Origin of the sequence: Streptomyces murinus (assembly GCF_002154555.1) — a bacterium.
Taxonomy (GTDB): domain Bacteria; phylum Actinomycetota; class Actinomycetes; order Streptomycetales; family Streptomycetaceae; genus Streptomyces; species Streptomyces murinus.
This window is the reverse complement of sequence record NZ_MUNF01000655.1, coordinates 234-627: the sequence shown is the minus strand read 5'-3', so window position 1 is coordinate 627 and position 394 is coordinate 234. Positions and strand designations below refer to the sequence as shown.

At 79.4% G+C, this 394-nt stretch carries 1 protein-coding gene; it reads left to right on the top strand.

Annotated elements, in window-relative coordinates; genetic code table 11:
- Window positions 1–394 (top strand): hypothetical protein (locus tag CCN72_RS39305; protein ID WP_158101455.1); only part of this gene is annotated, 394 nt, incomplete at both ends.

Below are 394 nucleotides of genomic sequence, written 5' to 3'. Positions count from 1 at the left end.
GCCGCCCTGGACGCGGCGCTGCACGCGATCGGGCTGCTGCCGGGCGCCGGACCGGCGGCCGGGCCCGGCACCGAGGGCGCCCCCGCCGGCGCGTCCGCCCCCACCCCCCTCCTTCCCTTCGTCTGGACCGGTGTCCGCCTGCACGCCCTGGGCGCCGGTACCCTGCGCGTCCGGCTGACCCGCGCCGACGACGCGGTCGCGGTGTCCCTCGCCGACCCCGCAGGACAGCCGGTCCTCAGCGCCGACGGTCTCGTCATGCGGCCCGTCGACCCGCGCCGGCTCGCCGGTCTCGGGCAACGCTCCGACGCGCTGTTCACCGTCGACTGGACGCCCGTACCGCTCGCCGCCGAACCGTACGCGCCCGGCACCGCCGTGGCCCTGTGCCACCCGGGCA